The organism is Blautia sp. An81 (assembly GCF_002161285.1).
Taxonomy (GTDB): Bacteria; Bacillota; Clostridia; order Lachnospirales; family Lachnospiraceae; genus Blautia; species Blautia ornithocaccae.
Genome location: NZ_NFHH01000023.1, coordinates 23,583 through 44,057, shown reverse-complemented (window position 1 = coordinate 44,057; position 20,475 = coordinate 23,583). Strand labels below are relative to the sequence as shown.

16 protein-coding genes are annotated in these 20,475 nt (G+C 41.1%); 1 reads left to right on the top strand and 15 read right to left on the bottom strand.

Features of this window, described 5'->3' with window-relative positions; genetic code table 11:
• Positions 1-569: 569 nt before the first annotated feature.
• From B5G33_RS16330 to B5G33_RS16295, 7 genes are all read right to left on the bottom strand, one after another.
• On the bottom strand, positions 570-3,467 hold the full coding sequence (locus B5G33_RS16330; protein WP_087418400.1) for a DEAD/DEAH box helicase: 2,898 nt from the start codon (positions 3,465-3,467) through the stop codon (positions 570-572).
• A gap of 364 nt (positions 3,468-3,831) precedes the next feature.
• Positions 3,832-4,260, bottom strand: coding sequence for an IS200/IS605 family transposase (gene tnpA / locus B5G33_RS16325; protein WP_087418399.1), 429 nt, complete (start codon positions 4,258-4,260; stop codon positions 3,832-3,834).
• A gap of 839 nt (positions 4,261-5,099) precedes the next feature.
• Entirely contained in the window at positions 5,100-7,022 is a 1,923-nt protein-coding gene (locus B5G33_RS16315) for an AIPR family protein (RefSeq protein WP_087418397.1), read from the bottom strand.
• Between the two features lie 265 nt (positions 7,023-7,287).
• Complete coding sequence (locus tag B5G33_RS16310; protein WP_087418396.1) at positions 7,288-7,761, bottom strand: MazG family protein; 474 nt, start codon at positions 7,759-7,761, stop codon at positions 7,288-7,290.
• Positions 7,762-7,820: 59 nt separating this feature from the next.
• Positions 7,821-8,924: an HNH endonuclease domain-containing protein gene (locus B5G33_RS16305; RefSeq protein WP_242974736.1), complete on the bottom strand. Its 1,104-nt coding sequence runs from the start codon at positions 8,922-8,924 to the stop codon at positions 7,821-7,823.
• A 110-nt stretch (positions 8,925-9,034) separates the two neighbouring features.
• The gene (locus B5G33_RS16300) at positions 9,035-9,568 is read right to left on the bottom strand and encodes a GrpB family protein (RefSeq protein WP_087418395.1); all 534 of its coding nucleotides are present in this window, start codon (positions 9,566-9,568) and stop codon (positions 9,035-9,037) included.
• Positions 9,569-9,641: 73 nt separating this feature from the next.
• Positions 9,642-10,487: a LysR family transcriptional regulator gene (locus B5G33_RS16295; RefSeq protein WP_087418394.1), complete on the bottom strand. Its 846-nt coding sequence runs from the start codon at positions 10,485-10,487 to the stop codon at positions 9,642-9,644.
• 177 nt (positions 10,488-10,664) lie between these two features.
• Here B5G33_RS16295 and B5G33_RS16290 point away from each other — a divergent pair, with 177 nt between their 5' ends.
• Positions 10,665-11,504 (top strand): aldo/keto reductase, encoded by an 840-nt coding sequence (locus B5G33_RS16290; RefSeq protein WP_087418393.1) that lies wholly within the window; start codon positions 10,665-10,667, stop codon positions 11,502-11,504.
• A 122-nt stretch (positions 11,505-11,626) separates the two neighbouring features.
• Here the strand turns inward: B5G33_RS16290 and B5G33_RS16285 are convergent, their stop codons facing one another.
• The 8 genes from B5G33_RS16285 to B5G33_RS16250 all read right to left on the bottom strand — a co-directional run bounded on the left by B5G33_RS16285 (position 11,627) and on the right by B5G33_RS16250 (position 20,446).
• Entirely contained in the window at positions 11,627-12,229 is a 603-nt protein-coding gene (locus tag B5G33_RS16285) for a sugar O-acetyltransferase (RefSeq protein WP_242971414.1), read from the bottom strand.
• Between the two features lie 27 nt (positions 12,230-12,256).
• Positions 12,257-13,588 (bottom strand): MATE family efflux transporter, encoded by a 1,332-nt coding sequence (locus tag B5G33_RS16280; RefSeq protein WP_087274941.1) that lies wholly within the window; start codon positions 13,586-13,588, stop codon positions 12,257-12,259.
• Between the two features lie 68 nt (positions 13,589-13,656).
• The gene (locus B5G33_RS16275; protein ID WP_087274940.1) at positions 13,657-14,679 is read right to left on the bottom strand and encodes a sensor histidine kinase; all 1,023 of its coding nucleotides are present in this window, start codon (positions 14,677-14,679) and stop codon (positions 13,657-13,659) included.
• A 42-nt stretch (positions 14,680-14,721) separates the two neighbouring features.
• The gene (locus B5G33_RS16270) at positions 14,722-15,483 is read right to left on the bottom strand and encodes a hypothetical protein (protein WP_087418392.1); all 762 of its coding nucleotides are present in this window, start codon (positions 15,481-15,483) and stop codon (positions 14,722-14,724) included.
• Positions 15,480-16,403, bottom strand: a complete 924-nt coding sequence (locus B5G33_RS16265) for an ABC transporter ATP-binding protein (protein WP_087274938.1) — start codon at positions 16,401-16,403, stop codon at positions 15,480-15,482. Before B5G33_RS16265 ends, B5G33_RS16270 begins: the two co-directional genes overlap by 4 nt.
• A 135-nt stretch (positions 16,404-16,538) precedes the next feature.
• A complete protein-coding gene (locus tag B5G33_RS16260; protein ID WP_087418391.1) occupies positions 16,539-17,222 on the bottom strand; it encodes a response regulator transcription factor in 684 nt (227 codons plus the stop codon).
• Between the two features lie 61 nt (positions 17,223-17,283).
• The gene (locus tag B5G33_RS16255) at positions 17,284-19,764 is read right to left on the bottom strand and encodes an ABC transporter permease (protein WP_087418390.1); all 2,481 of its coding nucleotides are present in this window, start codon (positions 19,762-19,764) and stop codon (positions 17,284-17,286) included.
• A complete protein-coding gene (locus B5G33_RS16250) occupies positions 19,751-20,446 on the bottom strand; it encodes an ABC transporter ATP-binding protein (protein ID WP_087418389.1) in 696 nt (231 codons plus the stop codon). The genes B5G33_RS16255 and B5G33_RS16250 overlap by 14 nt, the downstream gene beginning before the upstream one ends.
• Between the last annotated feature and the right edge of the window lie 29 nt (positions 20,447-20,475).

The window sequence follows — 20,475 nt, the reverse complement described above, 5'->3', positions numbered from 1 at the left end:
ATCCTCGATATATTTCTGCGCCAAACCGCCCCCCGGAATTACCTCAGTTCGTCCCATTGTTTCAGTTCAATCAAAACTACATTTACATCTTTTCGTTTCCCGTAACGGGATATCAGAAAATCCAATTATTTGGATGTCTGTGGGATATTATACTTGATAGCACTCCCTGCATCAGATGGTATTCCCTGATAATTCAGGACCTTATACATATATTCCATCCAAAGTATCACACAGTGGTAATACTTAATCTCACTTTAGCGCAATAATATATGCAATTTATTTACGAATTAACTTTCTATAATTATATATGATTTTCGCTTTTCCTTCAATTTTTGTCTCGAGCTTTAATATAAATTAAATAAATCTAAAAATATACTCTAGAAACAAATAAATTCTAAGGAATCTTGATGACGTATAATAAATTTCGCAAAAATAAAATTTCATAATAATAAAGACATGGCCTATAGCCGTTTGGTAGAATTAAGTCACCACAACAAAACCCATCAAAGGAGGTCATAGCAAATTTCACGGTGCCAGGCACTATAAACTCCTTCATTGTTTGTATTCCTTTATTCGCTTCCAAATATTTCAAGTCCTCTGACTTTGCCTGCTCTTGATATATACGAAGATGCCGCAGCAAGAATTTCTTGAATTTTATCTGGCATTGGTACCGTTCTACTTAAAGCAGGTTGAACTATTACAATATAACCAACAATTTGTTTAGTGGTACCTCTCAATTCTCTAATAAATTCATCATATTCTCCATTTAACAATTGACAATGACCACCCCTATGTCTATCTGAAATTTTTTCAATAAATTTTCCTTTTGTCGTCAACCAAGTAATCGATTTAACAGCTTGACCTGCTACTTCATAAACGTCTCCTGTACTAGAATTATATCCAACCGAACTCTTCTTTTTCACATGATAAAGTCTAACTATTAATCGGGTCTCCTCTTCTTGTATGGCAATATAATCTGCTATTTCACCAGTTCCATGATCATACAGTATATACTTATTCTCTGAATTCTCCAGCAGAATAGTCCGCAAAGTGTCCTGAATTGATATACTAGTTTTTGTTTTTTCTGTACAAAACTCAACCCTCGTATCCGTTCCATAACTAGCCCAATCTATAGCTATAATTTGATTTGGATCATATGTTGAAACATTATCGGAAATGCTTGGATATATTTCAAAGCCAGAAATCAAAACATCATCATAGGTTTTGAATGCAATAGGATTATCATTTAAATAATCAGCAAGCTTATATTCAACCGCTCTCACATGTGTATACAAATTTTCAGTATCAGATGTATATTTTCCTTGCAAATCACACGTAAATCTTTCCTTAATATCATCTGCTTCCAAACGGAATATTACTCTTGATTTCTCTATCTTTTCAATATAAATAGAAAAATCTGTCAACCTTTTTGAAAAAGTTATATTAGTATGGCTTCTTACTACCGGTGGTGAAGAATATGTTTCATTGGAGAAATCTCCAAAAAATATATTGTCTGGATAACTTTCTAGTTTCTCTGGCATTGGAATATAGTCATAGTTGGTGTTGGTTTTTACTTTAATAGAATTATTTGTAATTTTATTACCAATTTCATCAACCCATTGGATATAATTCGGTAGACTTTTATATTCACTGCTCCATACCTTTGAGCCACTACTATATCCAATCGTAATAGTTTTCTGTCCTTCTATAAATTGTCCTGTTGCCTTACAAAAAACATGTCCCGCAGAATACATTTTTCCTGTACTCGGATCAATTGCATCACTCACATCAGATCCAGCCATAATCCGGTATGCTTCTCCGGATTCATTAAATCTATTCACCATACCAGAGTTAAAGATTTCAAAGTTTGATAAATTCCCAAGCACTCTATTCATTTCCGACTTTGATATTTTTTCAAACTCCGAGCAAAATGTCGCTGCAATTTCTTCATAAACAGCCTCTGTATGAGTTTGAGAATAGATATGCAATAGCTTTAAGGATTGTTGGAAATGAACAATATATAAAAAGTACTCTAAATTAATCTTGCTCTCTCCATTCATCCATAAAGGGGATACATATTCCATTCCAATGCCGACAATCGTATTATCATCTCTATTCCTATATATTCGATTAGCAACATTAAATGATTTTGGAAAATCTGCGTTTAAATTAAAATCTTTTACCCGGTATATACGGTCATGACAATTTACAGTTATAGATTGCAATGATATTCTATTTTCTTTATAATTTCCATTTTCCTCTTCGTATGATTTAAAATATTTTCTATCTGATTGCTCCTTTTTATTTTTTGCTTCGCTCATATTAATAATCATATCTTGCCATACTGCATCACTGGAAAAAAGCCGATTATTTTCTATCTCAAGATCTTCATCATTTGCAGCAATAAATTTTGCCTTCCCAATGTACTCGGCATTGGTACGAGCAAATCTGCCAATAAACTGTAGTGTACTTGCTAAAGATTTATGTGGCACATGAATTGCAGCAATTTTAAGATTCGGAAAATCAAAACCCTCACCGAGCATGTCCACACAAATAATACCGTCAAGTAGATCATCTTTCAATTCCTGAATATATTTTTTTACTTGAGTATTACCCATTGAACTATCAATGCGTCGAAGGCGCAGACACGTATTTTCTTTATATATATCTTCTAGATATTCAGCATTACATTTTGTATCTGTCCTAACCATTAAATAATGTTTTAAACCTTCTTCTTTATCTGCAAAAAGCACTTCTTCTGCCTTCTTGGCAATATTAATATCTTTTGTTTCCCCACCAGTTACCGGTATGTACTGTATTTCGCCAAATATCCCATCTGCATATGCCTTAGAAAGTGGATAATCATAAACAATATCTCCTACTATTTCCTTTCTATCCAGTCTGAAAGGAGTTGCAGTAAACAGGACATGTGTTGCCTCCGGCAAATTTATCAAAATCTGTTGCCATGTTTTTGCCGGTGTATGATGAGCTTCATCAATTTCAATAAGAGAAATATTATTAACCGCCCATTCTGTTTCACTTAAACTTAATGCGCATTGCGGAGTAGCTATAATTACATCTGCTCTTTCCAGTTCTGTCATCATTTCATCCTTAAACTTATGCTGCATTTCATATACAATTGGTTTAGACATCGTCTCCTTGAAAACATTTGCCCTACATAAAGTTGAAAGATTACGGAAATCCTCTGCTATCTGGCCACGAACCATTATACTTGGCGTGACAACCAAGACTTTATTTTTTGATAATAGATAAGGAACCAGCATCAACACAGCCGTTTTTCCTGCTCCGGTTGGCATAACTATAATTGCTGCTATTTTTTGATTAAGTGTAAAGAAAGATGCGATAGCGTGAACAGCTCCCAACTGAGCATTTCTCAATCCTTTGTTTTTATCAGAATCAATAGAGTATGATATATTTTTATAGTGCTTTGAAAAATACTTTCTCATTGAATCCTTCCTCTCAATTTTATATCTAAACTAAACCTTTATGAAATTTCCTCTGGTAGTACAAATTTTATTCTCTTTAATGCTGACTTTTTAAATAGGTTTCCGCAGCTATGAATCGTAGCCATGTATAATTTATTGGGAGTTGAAACCATCATTTGGCATATTTACAAAATTGAACTGTTCTCGCGTTATTTACCTTAAATTCAACTACTATGTTCTATAAAAAACTACTTCTCTGCCTACTTGTTGGAAACCCTCTAAGTCACAACCACCACTTCAAGTGGTGGTTTGGGTTGGCCCTCATAAGGGCCGATTACATGCGCGCCCAAAAGGGCGGGTATCACAAGCGTTGTCACTGGTCCGCTTATAAAGCGGTACTACTTGAATCTTCTTTTCTCGATTCTTCTGCTTGCTCTCTTATATATTTCTTTATTGCATCTTCTGTGATATTACCAATTGTTGAAACGTAATATCCTCTGGCCCAGAACGCTTTATCCCATTTGCTCTGCAATTCTGGATGTCTGTCATATATCATTAGCGTACTCTTCCCTTTTAAGTACCCCATAAATTTTGAAATACTATACTTGGGCGGAATGGCTACGCTTAAATGTATATGATCTTCGCATACTGCGCCATCTATAATCTCTACATCTTTATATCTGCATAATGTAGAAATTATATCTCTTACATCTGCTTTCAACTTTCCATACAGTACTTTCTTTCTGTATTTCGGAATAAAAACTATATGGTATTGGCATTTCCACCGTACGTGTGATAAACTCTTATTGTCCATTTGGGACCGCCTCCTATACTAATTTTTGAGTTTGGCTTGCGACACCATTCTCATTTTAGCATAGGAGGCTTTTTATTGATATCTTACACGCTCCTGCTTACTCCATTCTCCCCAGCATAGCTGGGGGATTAGGCTTTTCATTTAATCTATCAAGTAATTCTTAATTGATAATTCTGATTCTAATTATAAATCATCATAAACTTTCTTGATTACCGGATATTCATACATTTTCTTCTTAATTTTATCAAATCTCCCTACTTTTCGCTATCCCCTTATTTTTCATTCCTCTCCCCATCTCCCCCGGCCATTTTACTACACCATTTACTACACCATTTTCTTTCAAAATGACGATTTTTGACACTCCCAGACAAAAAGTAAGAACCCGCAAAAACCTTGTAAAATAAGGCTTTACGGGCTCTGACGCCACAGGACAAAACCACCCCAAACGAGCCAAGAGGTGAGTGCTAATTTTTTAATATTTTTTTGCGGGGGGTTAAATGAAAAAGTAAATGCAAGTTTTGAGAGATATAAAAGGCTCCTATTGCATTTGCTGCTGCAGTAAGTCCTGCAAAAATAAGAGTGGCATTTACTCCTGCAATGCTTTATGATACTCCTATCTGAACCGAAGCCCGAAGCAGGGCAAATTTAGAGTCTTTTTGCTAACTTTTGCAGGGTTTTATTTTTTAACTGATTTTTAATCACTATGTTATTTTTTTTATTCCATTTTATTATACCATTACTGCTAAAAACGTTTTTTGCACTTGCAGACCCAAACTCAAAACCCGCAATATAAATTCGTTCTGTTAACAGTACCTGACAACAATAACATATATATAATTTTATTCTATTATTTTCCCATTTTTCTGCATTTTTGCCATTTTGCGTTTCATTAATTCCCCTATAGCATTTGCAGCAGTCTTAGAAGATATCCCCATTCTTTTTGCAACACTTTCATGAATCCCATTAGGCCATGGCTGCTTCGGTAAACATTTCTGAACTTCTTCCAAAAATTCATTTGAAAATTTACTTTTTGAGCATTTCTCAATTTGATTAACAATTACACTAACATTTTTAATTTTCTCAATTTCCGCAACTTCTTTCAAAATATCAAGAGATAACTGTTTATTTCTCCAAGCTCTACAATTATTATCAGTATTTGTCACTAACTGTATATCTTCCCATGTTCTTTTTACTTCATCAAAGGTATATTTATTTATGTCTAGTGAAAGTAATAGTCCTATCGAATATGTAAAAGTCTCCAAAAGTCTAGATACGGTTAAAAGAGCCACCTGATATCTCACATTATGTAAAAATCGTTCTCCGCAATTATTTTCTCTTAAAGAATTCATATAATCATCCGTTTTTCGCATAATTTTTGCTATTATTGGCCAAACTCGCAAATCATCTTTTTCAGAAAACACTTCCTCATACGCTGCTTGATTTCTCATAAATTTTTGTTTTAAAGCTACTGCTCTATATGGTCTCTTAAGTACAAGTGCCATATATCCTTTTGCCAAATATAAAGGACTGTATATTTTACTTATCGGTATTCCCTGATTTGAATAGTAATTAACCCTTCTTTCATAATACAAATCTTCTTTTCTAAGAATATCCTCAATATCTTCTTGAATTTTGTCGGTTGCTCTTAGAGAACTGCTCATAACAACTGTCTGGTTATTTGTTGACCGAATAATATCATCAGCAATTATTGTACTTTCGCATGGTAAAATTTTTATCAATACGACTCTATTGTCTTCATCGTGATCTTGTCCTCCAAAATATTTATATATGCATTCGGATGTTTGTAATCCATTAACAATCTGAACGTTTTCAATCGTTATGCTTTTTCCTATTGCTATTGCAGATGAGCATAAAATAGTTATTCCGTTGTTCAACCACCAAAAATCTTCGTTAACTGTATGATTATTCAAAGTTTCTAAAATGTCTTCATTTACGGCATTTATCCCCATAAAGTCTCTAACATTTGAATCAAATAAATATTTTCTTATTTTTTTGTCATCGTAGGTAATAAACTTATAATATTCCTTTAATTTAACCAAAACGACCATTTGTTTTCCATGAGATAAACATTCATCAACATTTAAAACTAATGAGTAATCTGCTTTTTTTCTATACGCAGCCAATATTTCTTCTGATCCCCAAAATTCAAATTTGGCTGTACATCCACTAAAATTCTCTCTACAAATAGTTTCTATCTGCTTTCCTCTTGCCTCGACATTATCTCCTAATTCATTTTTGGCATCGCCTCTACTAGCAAATATCACTTTTATTGATAATCGTTCTAAGATTGTAGCAACTTTCTTATATATTGAAATAAAAATATTTCTCTTCTCAAATATTTCTTCATTATATTGACCATCTAGTCTCCTATCTTCTTTCGAAAAATCTAACAGTTCCTGAAGACTTGTACATATGCTATTTACCGGATCTTGTTTAAAAACATCACGATGTTTACATGTAAAAAAATACACTTCTAAATTAGCATTTGCTTTTGGTAGTAATGCACTTTTTATATCATTAATCAGATGTCCATTTACTAAAATGTATATAGCATCAATTCCTCCATCATTCCTACCATCCACTGAACCTGCTCTTATATCATCTATAGATAAATCATATTCTTTTAACACTTGTTCATAAACCAGGAATTCAAAAACCTCATCCTTTTTGTCTGATGGTAATTTTTTAGCAATTCTTTCCTCAATAATACTATCAATCAATACTTGATCATTTTTTGCCATTTCTCTCACTCTTTTCTATTCGTATATGTTTAAACTCCCATTTTATGGGCATATAAAATTTTTCGTTTTTTATCAATAAAAATCCTTACTATTTTCATAGATTCATTTTACTTTTCAATTATTATCCCATCAAATTTTGGTAAAATAATAAGAGCATATCGTGTTTAAAGTATCTGACATGTGTTCACCTCCTCAGGACAAAGCTATGCGTCTTATTCAATAATTTCTAATCCCCCCTCTTATTATGTACAATATAACAATATCCCTACACAACTCCCTTTCTCTCCGCAGCCGCATCAATCAGCCTCTTCGCCTCATCAAAAGCTTCCGGCAAATAAGCTTCCGTCCACTCTTTTCCTGCCTTTTCCTCCTTTTTAATTTCCTCCCATTTGGTCAGCACTTCTCCTGAGCTGGAAACTACCGCATCACCGAACACATGAGGATGCCGCCGCACCATTTTATCAATGATTCCCTGGATCACATCGTCCATGGTAAAGTAACCTTCTTCCTCTGCTATCCGGGCGTGCATCACTACCTGAAGGAGTAAATCTCCCAGCTCTTCTTTTAGGTTATCCGGGTTTCCCGTCTTCTCCAGTATATTGATTCCGCAGATTACCTCTGCGGCTTCCTCTATGCATGGCTTTTTGAGGCTGGAATGTGTCTGCTCTCTGTCCCAGGGGCAGCCCTCCGGAGCACGTAGTTTTTCAATAATCTGCTCAAATTCTTCAAATTTTGTCATAATCTTTCTCTCCTCTATTGTTTAAGAAACTTTTCCAAACATAGTACTTACACATAGTCTCATGCCTTCAAGCTCCAATTCGAAAATCCCATACTTTTTGCCGACTGATAGACCGGAAGAATAATCTCTTCCAGACGTCCTGAGAACTCTCTTTCCGACAGTCCCTGCTGATAGAGTCTATGTCGGATTTCCTGATTATTCAGATGCTCCCTGGCACATTTTTCAAAGGCTTTATGTATTTGGGGATATTCCCACATCATTTCATAAGATAAATATTCGCTTTTACACAGCATTGGGAAATAGATATTCCAATCCGGAAGGCTATTGCTTTTACTGCTGTTAATGCTTCTGGTTGTTGGCGTCAGGTTCCACAATTCATCGTGGGCCACATAGGACCAGGGCACAAAATGATCAATAGATATGTTTTTTTCATTCAATGGATTTTCTCCATAGATTTCACAGACAGGCTTTATGGCAACGATCATTTTCCAGTATTTTTTTACTTTTTCCAGATCTCGCTCTTTTGGTGGAGAAAGCTTGTCCACAATTCCCGGAGCACTAGGGTTCCTTCGCTGAAGATATTGGATGAGGTTGAATTCCACCCAGCCCTGTATAATTTCGTAATTTTGTTCAATATAATCCGCCCATTCTTTCTGTATCTGAATCTTGGTATTCAGGCCGTGAAATTGTAAAAAATAATACATCAGCCTTTGTTCCTGATTGATTCTTTCTGCAAGTTTTTTCCCGGATCTGTTCCACTCTTTTCCCTTCATAGACTCCATAAAAGGTGCCTGCAGCCGATAAGGCACATTCTGGGATAAAGTCCGTTTCATAGCTGTGACTTCCTTATCCTCACAGACTGCCAGATATTTCAAAATAACTTCTTTTTTCTCACAGGATTTCATATGACTGATCTCACCCAGACGATGAACTACCCGCTCCAGTGCATCATTGGGGCCCAGATTTAAATGATACTCCGAAACCATGTACCATGCATCTGCGATCATTTCATTAATCAGTGTTTCGAATGTAATTATTTCATGACCCTCTTTAATTTTTCGTGCAATCGCCTGAAACCAGAACAATTTATAGCACTCACTTTTGTTGTCAAACAATCTGGAAAAATGGGCAATATCCAGAATATCCGAATATGGTAACTGCATATTATTCTCTCCGCTATAATCTTAATTTATTTCTTCGCACTCTCCTCCATTTGCAGATTATAATGTGCTACTTCTCGGTTTACCTGTAGGGAACCCATCTTTTTCTTTTTTCAAACAGGATTCCTTTTCCATATACTTGCCTCTGCAAGTAATTGCTGTATAATTTCTTCCTTGCCCGCTGTATAATTTCTTCGATCATCTGAAAATTGACTTGCTAATTTATGCTTGTAAGAGTCATACAGCATTGCCTTTTCAGGATGGGCATTCAAATAGTCCCGAAAGTTAATATAATTTTCCCATTCTGGCCCACGCCATTTAACCACATGAATATGGTGTGTCCGCATCTCATCATTCCCTATTACAAACAATATTTCTCCTGAAATTATTGCTCCTCGAAAAATAATATCATTTTGTTTTAGGACTTTAACATATGACGATATATCATCTAAATCACGCACAGCAACGGCAATGTCAATAATGGGCTTCGCATGTATTAAAGGAATGGCTGTACTACCGATATGTTGGATATCAACAGCTGTATCTCCCAAAAGCTTTTTAAGACGGTAGATTATATTTTCAGCACTTTTCCTCCATTCTTCCTGATACGGTACTAACTCTACCCTTCCTCTTTTTAATCCTATCATGATATATTTCTCCTGGTTAAATCCGTATTTATTATTATCCCTATTATACGATATCCACCTATGAGTTTCTTCCTCAATTTGTAAATTTCCCCTCCGGTCTTACCGCATATTTTTTATTCTCCGGAGAGAAAACCAGGTGAAAGGTCCTTTTTGCTTCCTGATCTTTGATAGGTATTGCATCTCTGCCTTCAAATGTCCCTTCATCATCTATGGTAAGATTTGTGGCAAAGCAGGGAAGAGAGGATTCCCGAATCAGTTCCTGTAACGTAAAGGAATCTGTCTGTACCAGGAACCGGGAGGCGGGCATCTTCTCTCTGCACATATCATCCCAGAATCCCAGCTGGCTGCCCAGCAGGAAATTATATCCGTTGAGCTGGGCAAAGGAAAGCTCTTTATATACGGCAAGTGCATGGGTGGCAGGCAGGCACACATAGAGGTCTTCTTTTAACAGAGGAATGCTGGAGTATCCCTGGGGCACCATATCCTGAAGCAGCACTCCAAGAACAGCCGAACCGGACTGCAGGTCCTTCAGGACAGCGCCGTTCCCCTTGATCGATGAGGAAATGGTCATATCCGGGAAGGTTTGGGCAAGAGCAGGGAGCAGTTCCCACAGAGGCGCAGGGGCGCAGGAGCTGACGGTAATGGTATGCAGACTGCGGTCAAAACTGCGGACTCCTTCCACTGCCTCCTCTGCGCTTTTCAGGATCCTCTCCGCATATTCCACAGCCTTCCACCCGGTTTCATTCAGCGCAATGTGGTTCTTGGTGCGGCGGAAAAGAGACACCCCAAAATCCTCCTCCAGATGCTGCATGGTTCTGGTAATCGTAGGTTGGGAAATGTGGAGTTTTTCCGCTGCTTTGGACAAGGTGCCTTCTGCCGCAAAGGCCGCGAGCTGTTCCAGTTCTAAAAGATTTAACATATCTTTCCCCTTTTCTCACTATTCATATTAAGGAATCTGAATTCCTATATTCTTATTGTACTTTTTTCTCTTTAGGCTGTAAACTCATAATTGAAAACAGGGAAGTTCCCTGGAGCAGATGAAAAAGCAGATATACCCTCAGAAGGGTAACAGCACCCAAAAAAGGAGGAACCCACTATGGAATATGTAACACTGAACAATGGAGTCAAAATGCCGAAATTAGGTTATGGCGTATATCAGACTCCTCCGGAGGAAACAGAGGCCTGTGTATCGGAGGCCATCCGCACCGGCTACCGCAGCATTGATACGGCCCAGGCCTACGGCAATGAAGAAGGGGTAGGCAATGCCATTGCAAAATCCGGCCTTCCAAGAGAAGAGTTTTTCATTACCACGAAGGTATGGATCACAAATGCAGGATATGAGAAAGCAAAAGCTTCTATTGCAGAATCTCTGAAAAAACTCCAGACCGAGTATATCGACCTGCTCCTGATCCATCAGCCTTTCGGTGACTATTACGGAACCTATCGGGCCATGGAGGAAGCTTATGATCAGGGCAAAGTCCGGGCTATCGGCGTATCCAACTTCTATCCGGACCGCTATCTTGATCTCTATCACTTCTCACGGATCAAACCTGCCGTAAACCAGGTGGAGACCCATGTATTCCAGCAGCAGAAGGCTGCAAAGGAATATATGAAGAAAAACGGCACTCAGATCATGTCCTGGGGACCTTTTGCAGAAGGCAAAAATGATTATTTCAATAATCCGGTCCTGAAAAAAATCGGAGACAGATATGGCAAAACCGTTGCCCAGACTGCTCTGCGTTTTCTTCTTCAGAGCGATGTGGTGCTGATTCCCAAGTCCACCCACAAGAACCGCATGGAAGAGAATTTTGATGTTTTTGACTTCACTCTCAGCGAAGATGAGATGAAAGAGATTGAGGCCCTGGATACCGGAAAGAGCCTGTTTTTCTCCCACTATGATCCGGCAACTGTTGAGTGGTTCATGACTCTGGCATAATATAGAAAAAGACCTTACGGATATTCTGCAGTCCAAAAAACTGCCGTGGGATATCCATAAGGTCCTTTTTACGTTATGCTAGTGCACTTCATATTATCTAGGCAATTGTCTTCCCCACCTGTTTATTCCGGAATGGGTTCAAACTCCTTCAGATCCTCATCTGTAATCTCCCGGATCACTTTACAGGGAACTCCTGCTGCAAAACTCATTGGGGGAATATCTCTTGTAACAACGCTTCCTGCCCCAATGACGGATCCCTTTCCTACCGTAACTCCGGCACAGATGACCACATTGCTTCCGATCCACACATGGTCTTCAATCACCACCTTCTTGCAGTACATTTCTCCATGCTGCCGTGCCATATAATGCATGGGATGATTGGTGGTGCTGATGGTAACATTGGGGGCAATCAGTACTCCTTCTCCTATGTTTATCTCATAATCGTCCACCAGAGTCAGATTTGAATTGACATAAGTTCCTTTTCCGATAGATACGGTATTTCCCATGGCCAGTGTAAGAGGCGGCTCGATCCAGACCCCTTCTCCGCAAAAGGCAAAGAGTTTTTGCAAAATTTCCTCTCTTTTTTCAGTTTCCGTTCCTCTGGTATGATTAAAATCCTGACAAAGTCCTCTGGCGTATACCTGCTGGTCCATGTTTTCACCGGTATCCACCCATAACAAGCCGGCTGCTCTCCGCTGAGCCATTGACATTTCTTTTTTCTCCATTTGTAAATCCTCCCGTTGACCTTATTTTTATTTCACTTTCTTCCACCTGTAGGTGATCATCGGAATCTGGAAGGCCAGCATAGCCACCCAGCCGAAGAAATTCGCCCAGGCCAGTCTGTCAAATCCTCCATGCATCACATGGATCATCAGCCAGGCGGTAAAAAATCTGGCAGACATATTCAGGATAGTACTGATCAACGTGACCTTCAAGTCTCCCAGTCCCCGGAAATATCCCTGAATAATATTGGTAGCCGCAGGCATGACATACATAGGTGCGATCAGCACCAGATAAGAAATTCCCAGTGAAACTACCTCTTCTGAATTCTCTCCGACAAACAATTCCATGATCTGTCTGGAAAAGAAAAAGGTAACCGCCGCAATAACTGCCGTATAAATTGCCTGAAGCAGGATCGAACTGAAAAAGCCTTTTTTCATCCGTTCAATCTTCCCGGCTCCCCGGTTCTGCGCCATGAAAGTGGTGCTTGCGTGAGCAATATTCTGCTGAGGCGTCATGGCAAAGTCATCCACACGGTTAATGGCAGTAAAAGCCGCAATAAATTCTACTCCCTGAACATTCACCACTGTCTGCACACAGATCTTTCCCAGCTGTACGCACATCTGCTGGAGAGCGCTGGTAATCCCATAGCTGAAAGTCTTCCAGAGCAGAGAGGGATCAAATACCTTCCACTTATTTCCAAGGCAAAGCAGAGGGACCTTCCTTTTTATATAAATCAGGCAGCACAGACAGCACAGCATTTCACTGAGAACGGTAGCCAGGGCGCTTCCCGGCACGCCCCAGTTCAGAACTACCACAAAAAACAGATCTCCCGCCACATTCAGACAGGCGCTGATAATCAGAAAATACAGGGGAACCTTGCTGTCCCCCAAAGCCCTCAGGGTATTGGAAAAAAAGTTATATACAAAAGTAAAAATCAGTCCCAGAAAAATGATCCTCAGATATCCTTTGGCAGAATCTATAATATCAGCAGGAACCTGAAGCAGTTCCAGGATCGGATGGGCGAAAAGTATCAGCAGGATTGCTATAACCGCTGAAAAGATCAGTCCTCCTATCATAGCAGTGCTGATCTGCCGCTCCAGCCGGTTATATCTTTTTGCTCCGTAGTAACTGCTCATAAGGATACCGGCGCCCATGCACATTCCGCTGATGAACAAAATAACCATATTCATGATGGGGCCTGCAGTTCCTACCGCCGCAAGGGCGTCGTCTCCCAGGAACTTTCCTACGATCACAGAATCCGCCGCATTATAGGTAAGCTGGAACAGGTTTCCCAGGATCAAAGGAATGGTAAATTTTGTAAGCTGTGGTATGATCGGCCCTTCTGTCATATCTTTTGTCATGTCTGTTCTCTCCTTCTGGCGGCTGGCAGAAAATATGCACTTATTCCACAGCCGGAAATATAAAAATATTATACAGCCGATTTTTCACTCTTACAAGAGGCAAAGCCCTTCCCAGCAGTTGCCAAATGAGCCTGCAGGCATGTCCCCTTTACCTTAAATTTCAGTTCAAAGCAGACTAAAAGATCCTGTGTTTCCTCTTCTCCAGGCTTCTCAGGAACACTTACTTCCAAAGTCCCTCCCATTTCTTCTGCCAGAGATTTTGCCACTGTCAGTCCCAGGCCGGTTCCTCCCTGGCTCCTGGCGCTGTCCTGTACATAAAACCGGTCAAAAAGGCGGGGAAGATCCTCCCTTGACAGCTTCTTTGTATCATTGATAAAGGAAACCAAAACCGTCTCTTTTTCTTCTTTTACAATAATCCGGAATAGGGTTTCTGCGTACCTTCCTCCATTCTGGAACAGGTTGAGGAAAATCCGTTCCAGCGCAGACTGATTTCCCATGATCCACAGAGGATGTTGGGGAAGATCTGCCTCTACCTTCAAATGTGCTTCCTCCAGGATCCGGCAGTTTCCCAAAAGAGATTCCCGAAGGACTCTGGATAGATCTGTTTTTTCCATCTCCATTTCAAAATCCCCTGCACACAGACGGGAATACTCGTAGAACTGATTTACCAGAGCATTCATTCTTTCTGCTTTTTGTTCCAGGATTCCCAGGGTATCCGCCAGTTCCGGGTCTTGGGAGATCCCTGCCTGCGGGTGTTTTTTCAGCATTTTCAAGTACCCCAGTATTACCGTCAGCGGAGTACGGAGATCGTGGCTGATATTTTCTATCTGCTTTTGAAATGCTTTTTCTCTTCTCTCATAGTCCATTCTTTCCTCCCGGATTTCTCCCAGCACTTTATTAAATGCACCCAGAAGTCTCCCTAAAGCCGGGCTTGGGACGGGCAGATGCAGCATCTGGTTCTGGGTAAGGTCCTGTTGTATTTCCCGGATTTCCTCCTCTGTTTTTTTCATTGCATAGAGAAGAGAAAAATAGCGAAAAGCAAAGAATCCTCCCAGGATAATCGATATAAATAGCAAGCCCCCGCACAGCATAACCTTTTCCTCCTGTGAAAATTTTTCTTCTATTTTTATTCTTTAAAGGTCCCTTCTTTTCAGCAGCACTGCGCCGGAAATACCAAAGATGATACATCCGGCCAGACCGGAAAGTACGCAGCGGGTCATTCCTTCCATGGTCTCCCAGGCCGTGATACACTCCCGGGTATTTACATGGGAAGTATTGACTGCCAGAAAATTATTGGGAAGCCACATAGCCGGCTGATAAAGAACAGGAAAGCGGATGGCCAGATACATAAAAGCTTCCGGAAGCAGAAACCACAAAGCCGCCCAGACCAGGATACCTATAATACTTTTATCGAAAATTTCCAGAAACAGGATACCGGATATGAGACAAGCTGCTGCGATGAGATACATGGCGGCTCCTTCTCCCAGAAAATCCTTCCATTCCACAGGCCCGGACTTTTCAAGAAGCAGGTTTGCACTGAGCACCCAGACGCCCATGGTGACCGCCATAAGGAGGGTGGATACTGCCAGGCTTACCACACATTCTCCTGCAAATATTTTCACCCTGGAAATTCCTCCGGCAACGGTATTTTTCAGGTTCCCATTTCGTTTGCCCCCTTCATAGAAAAGGAAGGGAATGATCATTCCCATAAAGGCAAAAACCATAGGATTTGCCACCAGATTGGAATAGGAAAAAGAAGTGTTTGCATAAGAATTTCCGAAAAAATATAAAGCAACATTCAGCAGCAAAGCAATTCCCGCCAGCAGACCTGCCGCAGCATAAATTTCCTTGGTAATAAAGATCCGGTAGAATTCACTTTTGGTATAATTCATCATTTTCCTGCACCTCTTTCTTTCAGCTTCATATAATAATCTTCCAGAGAAGACTGCAAAATCTGCATGCTTTTAATGGCAATATCATGTTCGGCAGCCAGCCGGCTGTAGGCCTCTCCCGGCCTTTTGGGAGCATAGATCCTTACCCTTTCCTGAGGCAAAACCTTATAGTTTTCTTCCGGAAAGGTCTTTTCCAGGAAGACACAGTAGCCCGCTGTATCTGAGAGGGAAAGTTCAATGCAGTCGGCGCATTTCTCCCTGAGCTCCTCTGTACTGATTTCTTCCAGAAGGACGCCTCTGCTTAAAAATCCGTAAACGTCTGCAATCTGCTGCAGTTCCGCCAGAATGTGGCTGGACAGCAAAATAGTAATCCTTTTCTCTTCATTTAACCTTCTGAGAAGATTCCGGAATTCTATGATCCCGCTGGGATCCAGGCCATTGATAGGCTCGTCTAAAATCAGGATTTTCGGTTCACCCAGCATGGCAATCCCCAGCCCAAGCCTCTGTTTCTGACCCAGGGAAAGTGTGCCGCATTTGCTCTTCCTCTTTTCATAAATCCCCGTCATCTTCATCATTTCCAGGATCTGTCCTTTGTCCGGTATCCCTTTCTGGATACAATAATATCTCAAGGTCTGTTCCACGGTCATATTGGGGAAAAATCCCGGCTGTTCGATCATACATCCCATCTGTTTCCGCACATTTTCCAGGTCTTTTTGCCCATGTTTTCCCAGTATCTCGATCTCTCCTTTGGTTGGAAAACTCTGGCCTGCCAGAAGCTTCAAAAGCGTGCTCTTTCCCGCCCCGTTATCTCCTACAAGTCCGTAGATACAGCCCTTTCTCACATGGATATTTACATGGTCTAATGCCAGGAAGGAACCGTAGGTTTTCGTAACCTGTCTTGTTTCCATAACATACCCATTCATCTCATTTCCTCCTCATACAAAAATACGTCTGTCAGTCTGCAGTATTCCGGCTGACAAACGTATTCTACTTTTTTCCCTTTTAATAAGTCATAAAGAACTTTTAAAGAAGTTATAAAGATGTGAAGATTCATATGCTCATGGAAGCTTAAAGCCGATGCCGTATACGGTCTGGATATACTCTTCACCGGGATCTTCTTCCTTTATTTTTTTCCTTATATTGCTTACGTGGACGTTTACTGTATTGTTTTCTCCGTAGTACCCTCCATGCCATACCTGCTCATAGAGCAGCTCTCTGGAATACACCTTTTCCGGATTCTTCATGAGAAGATACAGAATATCAAACTCATGGCCTGTAAGAGCCAGCTCTTTTCCCCTCAGAGTCACCTTCCTGGCACCGGGAGAAAGCTTCAGATTTTTATAGGTCAGAGGCTTTTCTGCCTCCGGCTCTTTTCCCCACCGTCTTAAATTTGCCTGGACACGGGCGGCCACTTCCTCGGGCTCAAAAGGTTTTGTAATATAATCATCTGCGCCCATTTTCAGCAGAGAGACTTTGTCCTCCAGCAGTCCTTTTGCGGAGATTACGATCACCGGAACAGGAGAACTCTGATGCTCCCTCAGATTCCTGAGAAATTCCTCCCCGGACATTCCCGGCAGCATCAGATCCAGCAGGATAAGGTCCGGCATTTCCCTTTCCGTCGCCATTTGAGCCTCTGTTCCGGAAAAAGCCTGCAAAACCTTATAGTCTTCTTCCCTCAGTATCCTGGCCAGAAGGTTATTGATATCCGGCTCATCTTCCACAACTAATATTCTGTAATCCATACTTTTCCTCCCTGTGTCCCAAACCAGACACCTATGCTCCGGCCATTTCCTGTCATCTTTCCTACTCCTCATACTCCCGCAGCCGTTCCACAATAGAAGGATTCCCCCGAAGTCTTCTGTAGGAAAGCAGAGGAACTCCTATACATAGGATAACAAGCAGTCCTCCGCTGCATACCAGAGGTAACGCCGGAACGGAAAAAGGAATCCCTGTATAATTTACAGCCTGAAAGCATATATAAGTGATCAGTGTGCCTGCCGTCATGGTAATAATAATAGAAAAATAGGCATACAGCAGCCCTTCTCTCACAAGAAGCTTTCGTATCTGCCTATCAGACATGCCCAGGCTTTCCATTATGGCAAAGGTCAGCTTCCGGCTCTGAATACTGGCTGCCATAGTATTCCCGTAATTCAGGGCTCCCACCAGCAAAAGCAGCAGTGAGATCACTGTGCCGATCTCCATCATGTTTCCCTGAGAATCCTGGATCGTCTGCATGTTTTCCAGTTTAGATTCCAGAATCAGATCACTGCTGTTGGAACTGTCCTCTATCAGCTCCCGGATTTTTCCTTCTGTGGTTTTATCATAAGTTTCCCTGTACTTTATGTTCAGATTAAGGGTATACAGTTGATTTCCAAGGCTTTCCAGATAATCCTGGCTCACAATAAGATTGGGGCCGATATTTCTCGTTCCTCCATAATACCACTCATGGCAGACTGCGGCAATAGAAATGGAAAATTGCTTCCCCCCACAGGAAAAATGAATGTTCTTTTCTCCCACATATCCATCCGGCACCTGAAATCCCGGATAGTAAAGGATACACTGCTTTCCGGCAAGAAAGGCGGCTTTATCTGCAGGTTCTTCCAATGTCTGGTTCAGATAATCAAATTCTTCCTCATCGATTCCTTTCACCATCCCGTAAAAACTTTCCGGCTTTTCCCTGTACTGAGAAAGGATTTCCGTGTAAGAGAGATAAGGTCTGGATCCTGCATAATTCTGCATCCACTCCCGGAAAAAACTGTCTTCCGGAAAAGTCACCGGCGCACCATCCACCATATGCAGTTCCCGGATCCCCTCAATTTTCTTTAGTTCATCCAGAAATCTGCCGTCCAGAACCGGCTTCAGGGAATTTATCTCCTCTGTAGTCTGGGTGCTGTTTCGTATAGTCAGATCTGCATCCCAGTAATTGGGTACTACAGTGCGGCTTCCATGGCTGCTGATGATCGCGGTCAGACAGCAGAATACAGACAGGCTGGCTGCCAGGGATAAAAATACCACGGCGGATTTTTTCTTATCCTTCCGGATCTGCTCCCAGGCCATGGTCCAGAGCAGGTTTTTCTTTCTTACCCTCCTGCTGCCTGGTCCGGCATTCCCGATCCCCCTGTACTTTACTGCTTCTACAGGCGAGGTATCCGCTGCTTTCCCCACAGGCTTCCGGATCCCCAGGAATACAGCGGTACCGGAGACGGCAGTGCTGACAAGCAGTATAAAGGGATGGAACGACAATTTCATATCTTCCATAGAAATCCCCAGGATTTCCATCACATAAGGTATCAAAATCAGAGAGGTCAAAATCCCCAGTACAATGCCTGCGGCAATTCCTCCTGCACTGATCAGAAGCATCTGCTTTTTGATAAATTCCAATATTTGTTTTCTGGTCATTCCCAAAGCCTGAAGTAACCCATAGTAACGGATTTTTCCGGATACAGAGAGATACAAAATATTGTAGATCAGCAGGTAAGCGCTTAAGCAGATCACCGCACTTAATCCCCATATCCCTGCAAGTATTTTTAAGGAATTTTCAATATAGGGAGAAGGCTGAAAAGCCTGTCTTTCTGACAGCTCCAGGGAGTCTTCTATTTTATCGATGGTTCCCGGCAGAAGGAAGTCCTGCTTCAGCTTAATGCAAAGGATCCCGTCGTATTCCAGACGATAATCGGACTGCTTATAAAATTCTTCTGATACAAATACAGGAGCCTTGTCTCCATATCCGTCCCAGATCCCGCTTATGACAAATTCTCCGGTATGGATCCCGGTATTATCCTCATAGGTCAGAGAAAGACTGTCTCCTATCTGAAGGTCCTCTTTTCCCAAAGCCTTCAGCCCCTCTCTTGTAACCATCAGCTGGTTTTTCTCCTGAGGATAGAAACCTTCTGTTTTCGTTCTGGCAGGAGCCATCTGCTCCTCCCAGAAGGTCTGGTCGCACCACAACAGGCCAGTATCCACAGTGTGGTCGTATTCTGTGCTCTTAACATACCCGGCATAGGACTCTGTCCCTACGCTCCGTGTAAAAGAATTTTCCTCCAGACTTTCTTTTTGTTGTTCCGTAAATCCGTTCATAAGGGCAATATCATATTCTGCCCCGTTCAGTCTGGTATCCTGCTGCCTGCTGAGATCCAGATAGGTGATCCCCAGGGTGAATACGCTGAACAGCATAAAAGCTGACAAACAAATGGTAAGAAATAAAATACTCATCTGTTTTTTATTTCTCCGGAGGGTGTTCTTTGCCAGTTTGTTCAAAATCTTTTTGTTATTATTTCCCAGCATAAGGCTCACTTCCTTTCCGGATCTTTCCATCCTCGATCCTGACGATCCGATCCGCCATCTGGGCGATATCCCCGTCATGGGTGATCAGGATAATGGTCTGCTGGTACTGCTTTGCCAGAACCTTCAGCAGGCCGATCACATCGTGGCTGGCCATTGTATCCAGATTTCCTGTAGGCTCGTCAGCTAGGATAATCGAGGGCTTTGCTCCCAGAGCCCTTGCGATAGCCACCCGCTGCTGCTCTCCTCCGGAAAGCATAGAGGGAAGCATTTCCTTCTTATTGGAAATATTTAAGACTGCCATCAGTTCCCAGATAAATTTTTTATCCACCTGCCTTCCGTCCAGTTCCAGAGGAAACAGGATATTATCATAGACATTCAGATCCGGTATCAGGTTGTATTGCTGAAAAATAAAGCCTACTTTACGTCTCCTGTATAAAGCAAGGGCTTCTCTGTTCATTTTCTCCAGGTTCATTCCGTCTACGATCACCTGTCCCTCGCTGGGCACGTCCAGACCGCCGATCATATGCAGAAGGGTGCTTTTTCCGCTTCCCGATTTCCCGATAATCGAGACAAATTCCCTTTCTCTCACTTCCAGATCTACGCCGTCCAGGGCTTTTACTGTCTGACTGCCCACTTGATAATATTTCTTTAGTCCCCGGGTCCTTACCAATATATCCTTCATCTTCCTATCTCCTATAATCCTATGATGCA